This window comes from Enterobacter sp. CM29 (assembly GCF_013179605.1).
Taxonomy (GTDB): Bacteria; Pseudomonadota; Gammaproteobacteria; order Enterobacterales; family Enterobacteriaceae; genus Enterobacter; species Enterobacter intestinihominis.
Genome location: NZ_JABMCU010000185.1, coordinates 1 through 9,047 on the forward strand (window position 1 = coordinate 1; position 9,047 = coordinate 9,047).

Genomic DNA, 9,047 nt, shown 5'->3' on the forward strand with positions numbered 1-9,047 from the left:
GTTTTGCAGATCGCTGCTTTTGCTCCAGATGCGCACCACAAAATTAATGGATGATGCGCCCAGTTCATTCAGACGAACGGTCTGCTCGCGGTCCTTCAGAATACGGTCATCTGAAGCAATGATGTTGGTAATCAGAGACTTCACCTGATCGATATCGGAATCGTACGCCACGCTGATGATCAGCTCGTTACGACGCACCGGCTCGCGGGAGAAGTTAATGATATTGCCGGCAATGATTTTCCCGTTCGGTACCACCACAATACGACCGTCGACAGTACGCAGAGTGGTAGAGAAAATCTGTACCTGCAACACGGTACCCGCGATCCCGCCTAAATCCACGTATTCACCGGAACGGAACGGACGGAAGGTTACCAGCAGTACGCCCGCCGCCAGGTTCGACAGCGAACCCTGTAATGCCAGACCAATGGCCAGACCGGCAGCACCGAGCACAGCGATGACGGATGCCGTCTGCACGCCGACACGCCCCAGCGCCGCAATCAGCGTAAAGGCGATGATGCCGTAACGCACCAGCGCGGAGAGGAAATCGGCGACCGTGGCGTCAATGTGACGTGCAACCATCACCCGGTTGACCGCGTTCGATACGATACGCGCCACGATCATCCCGACAATGATGATGGCAATAGCGGCAACAATATTCACAGCGTAGCTCAGCAGTAGCGCCTGGTTGCGCACCAGCCAGTTACCCGCGTGATTGATGCTGTCTACAACATCAAGTTGTTCCATTTATTCTTCCTTTTGCTAAACCAAAACACAAAATCTATCCCTTAAGGGGACAGGCAGGTCAGTAAAGGGTAAACAAAAAGAGCGGGTAATGCCAAACAGATCACAAAATCAGGTATTGCAGGATATTGAAAAAGCATAAAAAAAGGCCCGCATTTGCGGGCCTTCTGATGTGCTGTCAGCAGTACAAATTACAGAACGTCAACCGCGTTCAGTTCTTTGAATGCCTGCTCCAGACGAGTAATCATAGAAGTCTGGGCAGCGCGCAGCCATACGCGTGGATCGTAGTATTTCTTGTTCGGCTGGTCTTCGCCTTTCGGGTTGCCCAGCTGACCTTGCAGGTAAGCTTCGTTGGTTTTGTAGTATTGCAGGATACCGTCCCAGGTTGCCCACTGGGTGTCGGTATCGATGTTCATTTTCACTACGCCGTAGCTTACGGAATCTTTGATTTCCTGAGCAGAAGAACCGGAACCGCCGTGGAAGACGAAGTTCAGGCTGTTGTGCGGCAGGTTGTGTTTCTTAGACACATATTCCTGAGAATCACGCAGGATGGTCGGGGTCAGAACCACGTTACCTGGCTTGTACACGCCGTGCACGTTACCGAAGGATGCTGCGATGGTGAAGCGTGGGCTGATTTTGCTCAGCTCGGTGTAAGCGTAATCAACGTCTTCTGGTTGAGTGTACAGAGCAGAAGCGTCCATGTGGCTGTTGTCCACACCGTCTTCTTCACCGCCGGTGCAACCCAGTTCGATTTCCAGGGTCATGCCCATTTTGGACATACGCGCCAGGTACTTAGAGCAGATCTCGATGTTTTCTTCCAGAGGCTCTTCGGACAGGTCGATCATGTGAGAAGAGAACAGTGGCTTACCGGTTGCTGCGAAGTGTTTTTCACCTGCGTCCAGCAGACCGTCGATCCATGGCAGCAGTTTTTTCGCGCAGTGGTCAGTGTGCAGGATAACCGGAACACCGTAGTGCTCAGCCATCTGGTGAACATGATGTGCGCCAGAGATAGCACCCAGGATAGCAGCGCCCTGAGGAACGTCAGTTTTCACGCCTTTACCTGCGATGAACGCAGCGCCGCCGTTAGAGAACTGAACGATAACCGGTGCTTTAACTTTTGCAGCGGTTTCCAGTACGGCGTTGATGGAGTCGGTACCTACGCAGTTAACTGCTGGCAGAGCGAAGTTGTTTTCTTTAGCTACCTGGAACACTTTCTGTACGTCATCACCAGTGATAACGCCAGGTTTTACGAAATCAAAAATTTTAGACATGTTGCTTAGTCCTGTATCTTCGGCCGTTAGAAAAGGTGCGAGCTCTGATAAGCGCGCTGAAAATTGGGCAGGTTTCCCTGCCCCTGAATGGCTTACTTCTTAGCGCGCTCTTCGAGCATTGCTACTGCTGGCAGGACTTTGCCTTCCACGAATTCGAGGAATGCGCCGCCACCAGTGGAGATGTAGGAGATCTTGTCAGCGATACCGAACAGGTCGATAGCTGCCAGGGTGTCACCACCGCCTGCGATAGAGAACGCTTCGCTGTCTGCGATAGCGTTAGCCACGATTTCAGTCCCTTTGCGGAAGTTCGGGAATTCGAACACGCCGACAGGACCGTTCCACAGGATAGTTTTTGCGTTTTTCAGGATTTCAGCCAGTTTCTGTGCAGAAACGTCGCCCAGGTCCAGAATCTGCTCTTCATCTTTGATGTCATTAACAGATTTAAGGGTTGCGGTAGCAGTTTCGGAGAACTCGGTCGCCACGCGAACGTCAGTTGGAACCGGAATATCACAGGTGCTCAGCAGGCGTTTGGCTTCGTCAACCAGATCCGCTTCGTAAAGGGATTTACCCACGTTGTGGCCTTGCGCAGCAACGAAGGTGTTCGCGATACCACCGCCAACGATCAGCTGGTCAGCGATTTTGGACAGGGAATCCAGAACGGTCAGTTTGGTAGAAACTTTAGAACCACCAACGATAGCGACCATAGGACGAGCAGGTTCTTTCAGTGCTTTACCCAGCGCTTCCAGTTCATCAGCCAGCAGTGGACCTGCACAGGCGACGTCTGCGAATTTACCGATACCGTGGGTAGAAGCCTGCGCACGGTGAGCCGTACCGAATGCATCCATCACGAATACGTCGCACAGCGCAGCGTATTTTTTGGACAGGGTTTCGTCGTCTTTCTTTTCGCCTTTGTTGAAGCGAACGTTTTCCAGAACAACCAGCTCACCTTCGGCAACTTCCACGCCGTCCAGGTAATCTTTCACCAGGCGAACCGGGTTGGACAGTTTGTCTTTCAGGTAATTAACAACCGGCAGCAGAGAGAACTCTTCGTTGTACTCGCCTTCAGTTGGACGGCCCAGGTGGGAGGTGACCATCACTTTAGCGCCCTGCTTCAGAGCCAGTTCAATGGTTGGCAGAGATGCACGGATACGCGCGTCGCTGGTCACTTTGCCATCTTTAACCGGTACGTTCAGATCGGCACGGATGAAAACGCGTTTACCTGCCAGATCCAGATCGGTCATCTTAATTACAGACATGGTGAATCCTCTCGTTGATTCTTAAAGTTTTGCAAGCGCAAGGTGCGCTCTACCTGAAACCTTTTGCGGCCATGGCTAACGTGGTGTCGAGCATTCGGTTAGCAAAGCCCCATTCGTTATCACACCAGACCAGCGTCTTGATGAGGTGCGCACCACTGACTCGCGTCTGCGTGCCATCCACGATGGCGCTGTGCGGGTCGTGGTTAAAATCTACTGAGACCAACGGTAATTCCGTATAGTCAACTATACCATGAAATGCTCCCTGTGCCGCTTTTTGCAGCAACAGGTTGACTTCACAGGCTTTTACCGGTTTTTTCACCGTCACGCTAAGATCGATTGCGGTGACGTTTATCGTCGGGACGCGCACGGCAATCGCTTCGAAACGGTCGTTAAACTGCGGGAAAATACGCGTGATCCCGGCAGCCAGTTTCGTATCCACCGGAATGATGGACTGGCTCGCCGCGCGAGTGCGTCGTAAATCCGGATGGTAGGCGTCGATAACCTGCTGATCATGCATGGCGGAGTGAATCGTGGTCACGGTACCGGATTCAATGCCATACGCATCGTCTAACAGTTTAATGACCGGAATAATGCAGTTGGTGGTACAGGAGGCGTTGGAGACAATGCGGTGTTCAGCCTGCAGTTCGTGCTGGTTGACACCAAACACGACGGTGGCGTCGAGGTCGTGACTGCCGGGATGGGAGAACAGCACTTTTTTCGCGCCAGCATTCAGATGCGCTTCGCCATGTTCACGGTTACCGTACACGCCGGTACAGTCCAGCACCACATCCACACCCAGTTCGCGCCAGGGCAGCTCTTCAATACTGTTCTCATGCAGCACGCGGATGGCATCGTCACCGACGAACAGCTGTTCCCTTTCCTGGCGAACGTCCCAGGCAAAGCGACCGTGGCTGGTGTCATATTTCAACAAATGCGCCATGCCCGCAGCATCCGCCAGTTCATTGATTGCCACCACGGTGATTTCCGCACGACGCCCGGATTCATATAAAGCACGAACCACGTTGCGCCCGATGCGACCGAAGCCATTAATCGCTACGCGTACGGTCATAGATCTCCTGCAAAGCTATCCCTGAGTTTGAGGTGGCTGAAAGAGTAATCCAGCGACGCCCGAAGGGGAATCCTTGCTGTCACAAACTGCGATTGATTGGTCAATTGTCGAACATTTAATCGACTGAAACGCTTCAGCAAGAATAAGCGAATCGGGGAATAAAAGGAATCTCTGTCCAGATGAATAAGCGAGCTATATGACTTGCATCACATTTTCGGTGGAATAATTTACAGAGCAGTTACATGTCTGAGGAATCGTGCATACAAAAAAGCCGGGCGGCGCTAACGCTTACCCGGCCTACATTTTATGCCATTTGTAGGCCCGGTAAGCGTTAGCGCCACCGGGCAAAACGGCAATTACAGCAGTTCTTTCGCTTTAGCGACAACGTTCTCAACGGTGAAGCCGAACTCTTCGAACAGCAGCTCTGCCGGAGCAGATTCACCGAAGGTGGTCATACCGACGATAGCGCCGTTCAGGCCCACATATTTGAACCAGTAATCAGCGATACCCGCTTCCACTGCCACGCGAGCGGAGACCGCTTTAGGCAGTACAGATTCGCGGTACGCGGCATCCTGCTTGTCGAACGCATCGGTAGACGGCATGGAAACCACGCGCGCTTTCACGCCTTCAGCAGTCAGTTTTTCCCATGCGGCAACGGCCAGTTCAACTTCAGAACCGGTCGCGATAAAGATCAGCTCAGGCTGGCCCGCGCAATCTTTCAGCACGTAACCACCGCGGGCGATGTTTGCCAACTGCTCTGGGGTACGCTCCTGCTGCGCCAGGTTCTGACGGGAGAGGATCAGCGCGGTCGGGCCGTCCTGACGCTCAACGCCGTATTTCCACGCCACCGCAGATTCAACCTGGTCACATGGACGCCATGTGCTCATGTTCGGGGTCACGCGCAGGGAAGCCACCTGCTCTACCGGCTGGTGAGTTGGACCATCTTCGCCCAGACCGATGGAGTCGTGGGTGTAGACCATCACCTGACGCTGTTTCATCAGCGCAGCCATACGCACGGCGTTACGTGCATATTCTACGAACATCAGGAAGGTAGAGGTGTACGGCAGGAAACCACCGTGCAGAGCGATACCGTTGGCAATCGCGGTCATACCGAATTCACGTACACCATAATGGATGTAGTTACCGGCAGTGTCTTCGTTGATTGGCTTAGAGCCAGACCACAGGGTCAGGTTAGATGGCGCCAGGTCAGCGGAGCCGCCGAGGAATTCTGGAAGCAGAGGACCAAACGCTTCGATCGCATTCTGAGACGCTTTACGGCTGGCGATTTTAGACGGGTTCGCCTGCAACTTCGCAATGAACTCGTTCGCTTTCGCGTCGAAGTCAGACGGCATGTCGCCTTTCATACGACGGGTGAATTCAGCCGCTTCCTGTGGGAAGGCTTTCGCGTAAGCCGCGAACTTCTCGTTCCAGGCTGCTTCTTTCGCCTGGCCCACTTCTTTTGCATCCCACTGCGCGTAGATTTCAGATGGGATTTCGAAGGCAGGGTGTTTCCAGCCAAGCGCTTCACGGGTCAGTGCGATTTCCGCGTCGCCCAGTGGTGCGCCGTGGGAGTCGTGAGTGCCCGCTTTGTTCGGAGAACCGAAGCCGATGATGGTTTTGCACATCAGCAGGGACGGTTTGTCGGTCACGGCGCGCGCTTCTTCTACGGCACGTTTAATCGAGTCAGCATCGTGGCCATCAACGCCGCGCACAACGTGCCAGCCGTAGGCTTCGAAACGTGCGGCGGTGTCGTCAGTGAACCAGCCTTCAACGTGACCGTCGATGGAGATGCCGTTGTCGTCGTAGAACGCAACCAGTTTACCCAGCTTCAGGGTGCCTGCCAGGGAGCACACTTCGTGAGAAATGCCTTCCATCATGCAGCCGTCGCCCAGGAACGCATAGGTGAAGTGGTCAACGATGTCGTGGCCAGGACGGTTGAACTGTGCCGCCAGGGTCTTCTCAGCAATCGCCATACCCACGGCATTCGCAATGCCCTGACCCAGCGGACCGGTAGTGGTTTCAACGCCAGCGGTGTAGCCCACTTCCGGGTGACCTGGAGTTTTGGAGTGCAGCTGACGGAAATTTTTCAGCTCTTCGATTGGCAGATCGTAGCCAGTGAGGTGCAGCAGGCTGTAGATCAGCATAGAGCCATGGCCGTTAGACAGCACGAAACGGTCGCGGTCTGCCCATGCCGGGTTCTGCGGGTTGTGGTTAAGGAAATCACGCCACAGGACTTCGGCGATGTCAGCCATGCCCATAGGGGCGCCCGGGTGGCCGGATTTGGCTTTCTGTACTGCGTCCATGCTCAGCGCACGAATAGCATTAGCAAGCTCTTTACGTGAGGACATTTTAACTCCAGATCGGACTGTTAAAGGCCATGCCCTTGACGACAGCGCGTTTTGGGCTACGCCGGAAAAAAGTGCCAACAATGTAACCCAAGCCGCAGGGCATGTACATGGACCATTCTTTTGCAGCTTAAGAAATCTCTGGATCATGCTCGCATGTTGCGCAATCTACTCGCCCGCCCCTGTAGATATTCCTTATACTTAGCCCGACACCGGCTTCGTTGACGGTGCATTTTTCGGAATTAATTCAGATTAACGAGTACGGAAGCAACATCATGAAAATGCGTGCAATTGGGCTGGCTGTGGGAACAACGCTCCTGCTAAGCGGCTGTCAGAATATGGATTCTAACGGCCTGATGACCTCAGGCGCAGAAGCTTTTCAGGCCTACTCATTGAGCGATGCGCAGGTGAAAGCGCTGAGCGACGAGGCCTGTAAGGATATGGATGGAAAAGCTACGCTTGCCCCGGCAAACAGCACCTACACGCAGCGTCTGAACAAGATTGCTTCCGCGCTGGGCGACAACATTAACGGTCAGCCGGTGAACTACAAGGTGTATATGGCGAAAGACGTCAACGCCTTCGCGATGGCTAACGGCTGTATCCGCGTTTACAGCGGCCTGATGGACATGATGACCGACAACGAAGTGGAAGCGGTGATCGGCCATGAAATGGGTCACGTTGCTCTCGGTCACGTGAAGAAAGGGATGCAGGTTGCGCTGGGCACCAATGCCGTGCGTGCTGCGGCGGCCTCTGCGGGCGGCATTGTCGGCAGCCTGTCCCAGTCGCAGCTGGGCGACGTGGGTGAGAAACTGGTTAACTCCCAGTTCTCCCAGCGTCAGGAGTCGGAAGCGGATGACTACTCTTACGATCTGTTGCGCAAACGCGGCATCAATCCATCGGGTTTAGCCACCAGCTTCGAAAAACTGGCGAAACTGGAGGAAGGCCGTCAAAGCTCCATGTTTGACGATCACCCGGCCTCCGTTGAACGCGCGCAGCATATCCGTGACCGCATGGCGGCAGACGGAATTAAATAAAACTTCGGCCCGGTGCGCGCCGCGCTACCGGGCAACAAGGCTCAATCAGTACAGCGTTTTCTGTGGCGGCCCGGCAAACTTCAGGGCGCCAATCTGCCCCATCCGCACTTCCACCACCGACGGCCCCGGCATCGCCAGCGCTTCCGTCATCACCGCATCAAAGTCCTCAGCCCGCTCAACGCTCCAGGCCTGTAGGCCAATCGCCTGCGCCAGCAGGGTAAAGTCCGGTGTATGCAGTTCGTTATAATACTGACGCCCGCCAAAATATTTATCCTGAATACCGCGCATTACGCCGTAGCCCCCGTCGTTCATGATGAGCAGCGTCACGTTGGCTTTCTCCTGCGCCAGCGTCGCCAGCTCGCCTAAATTCAGGCTCAGGCCGCCGTCGCCCACCAGTCCCACCACCCTGCGCTGCGGGTTAGCAATCGCGGTGCCGATGGCCATCGGCAGTCCCATACCAATCGCCCCGGCGAGGGAGTGAATGTTCAGCAGCGGACCGTTAGCCCTGAACAGGCGGCTACCCCACAGGCTGCCGGACACGGTGATATCGCGCACCAGCAGGCCGTCTTTCGGCAGGGCTTTTTCTATGGCGTCGTTAAGCTTCGCATAGGCGCCGCACTGCTCGCGCAGCCCCTGCTCAGCTTGCCCGACCGCCTGCTGCACCTGCATATCCCACTGGGCGTTGCCCCACTCGCGGCCCTGCACTTTTTTAGCCAGCGCGCCAAGCAGCGCTGAACAATCGGCTATCAACGTGCTATCCATCAGGTAGTTACGGCTGGCCGCCGCCGGGTCGATATCAATCTGCACGCGCGGGGACGGCAGCTCAAGCGTCCAGGAGCGGGTTTCGTTGCTGCGCAGACGTGAACCGGCGACCAGCGTAAAATCACACTGCGCAATCAGCGCCTCCACCGACGGCGAGTTGTGGAACGCCCGCAGGCTGGCGCGGTGGTCGTCCGGCAGCACGCCGCGCGCGTGGGTGCTGGAAATCACGGTGATGCCCGCATCCGCCAGTTTTTTCACCGCCTCAGCGCTTCCCAGCGCCCCGCCGCCCAGCCACAGCAGCGGCTGTTTCGCCTGTTTGAGCTGCGCCCACAGCGCGTCAACCATCCCGGTATCCACGGCTGGAACCGATGCCGGTTTGACCGGGGCGGTAACCAGCGACAGCGGAATTTTGGCGCCCTGAATATCAATCGGGATTTCCACCGAAACCGGTCCGCACGGCGGGGTCTGCGCGTCCTGGATGGCTTTATGCAGAATGGCTATCGCCTGATTCGCATTGCTGATACGGTACGCCCGTTTTGAGCTGGCCTTCAGGAAGGTCAGCTGATCGC

General features: G+C 55.3%; 7 protein-coding genes. 1 reads left to right on the plus strand and 6 read right to left on the minus strand.

From position 1 onward, the window contains the following. From mscS to tkt, 5 genes are all read right to left on the minus strand, one after another. On the minus strand, positions 1-744 hold a 744-nt coding region (gene mscS, locus HP459_RS18585; RefSeq protein ID WP_171936622.1), incomplete at its 3' end, for a small-conductance mechanosensitive channel MscS. A gap of 188 nt (positions 745-932) precedes the next feature. Beyond that, positions 933-2,012, minus strand: coding sequence for a class II fructose-bisphosphate aldolase (gene fbaA / locus HP459_RS18590; protein ID WP_171936623.1), 1,080 nt, complete (start codon positions 2,010-2,012; stop codon positions 933-935). 92 nt (positions 2,013-2,104) lie between these two features. Beyond that, positions 2,105-3,268, minus strand: a complete 1,164-nt coding sequence (gene pgk / locus HP459_RS18595; RefSeq protein ID WP_023298554.1) for a phosphoglycerate kinase — start codon at positions 3,266-3,268, stop codon at positions 2,105-2,107. 49 nt (positions 3,269-3,317) lie between these two features. Continuing rightward, positions 3,318-4,337: an erythrose-4-phosphate dehydrogenase gene (gene epd, locus HP459_RS18600; RefSeq protein ID WP_022649326.1), complete on the minus strand. Its 1,020-nt coding sequence runs from the start codon at positions 4,335-4,337 to the stop codon at positions 3,318-3,320. A gap of 356 nt (positions 4,338-4,693) precedes the next feature. Further along, complete coding sequence (gene tkt / locus HP459_RS18605; protein WP_022649333.1) at positions 4,694-6,685, minus strand: transketolase; 1,992 nt, start codon at positions 6,683-6,685, stop codon at positions 4,694-4,696. 272 nt (positions 6,686-6,957) lie between these two features. Here tkt and HP459_RS18610 point away from each other — a divergent pair, with 272 nt between their 5' ends. Continuing rightward, a complete protein-coding gene (locus HP459_RS18610; protein ID WP_003860073.1) occupies positions 6,958-7,716 on the plus strand; it encodes a M48 family metallopeptidase in 759 nt (252 codons plus the stop codon). 45 nt (positions 7,717-7,761) lie between these two features. Here the strand turns inward: HP459_RS18610 and HP459_RS18615 are convergent. Beyond that, positions 7,762-9,047 (minus strand): thiamine pyrophosphate-binding protein (locus HP459_RS18615; RefSeq protein ID WP_171936624.1); only part of this gene is annotated, 1,286 nt, incomplete at its 5' end.

What these genes read in the sequence shown, in the direction of transcription:
- fbaA (WP_171936623.1), bottom strand. Translation starts at nt 2,012, where the DNA reads ATGTCTAAAATTTTTGATTTCGTAAAACCTGGCGTTATCACTGGTGAT.
- pgk (WP_023298554.1), bottom strand. Translation starts at nt 3,268, where the DNA reads ATGTCTGTAATTAAGATGACCGATCTGGATCTGGCAGGTAAACGCGTT.
- epd (WP_022649326.1), bottom strand. Translation starts at nt 4,337, where the DNA reads ATGACCGTACGCGTAGCGATTAATGGCTTCGGTCGCATCGGGCGCAAC.
- tkt (WP_022649333.1), bottom strand. Translation starts at nt 6,685, where the DNA reads ATGTCCTCACGTAAAGAGCTTGCTAATGCTATTCGTGCGCTGAGCATG.
- HP459_RS18610 (WP_003860073.1), top strand. Translation starts at nt 6,958, where the DNA reads ATGAAAATGCGTGCAATTGGGCTGGCTGTGGGAACAACGCTCCTGCTA.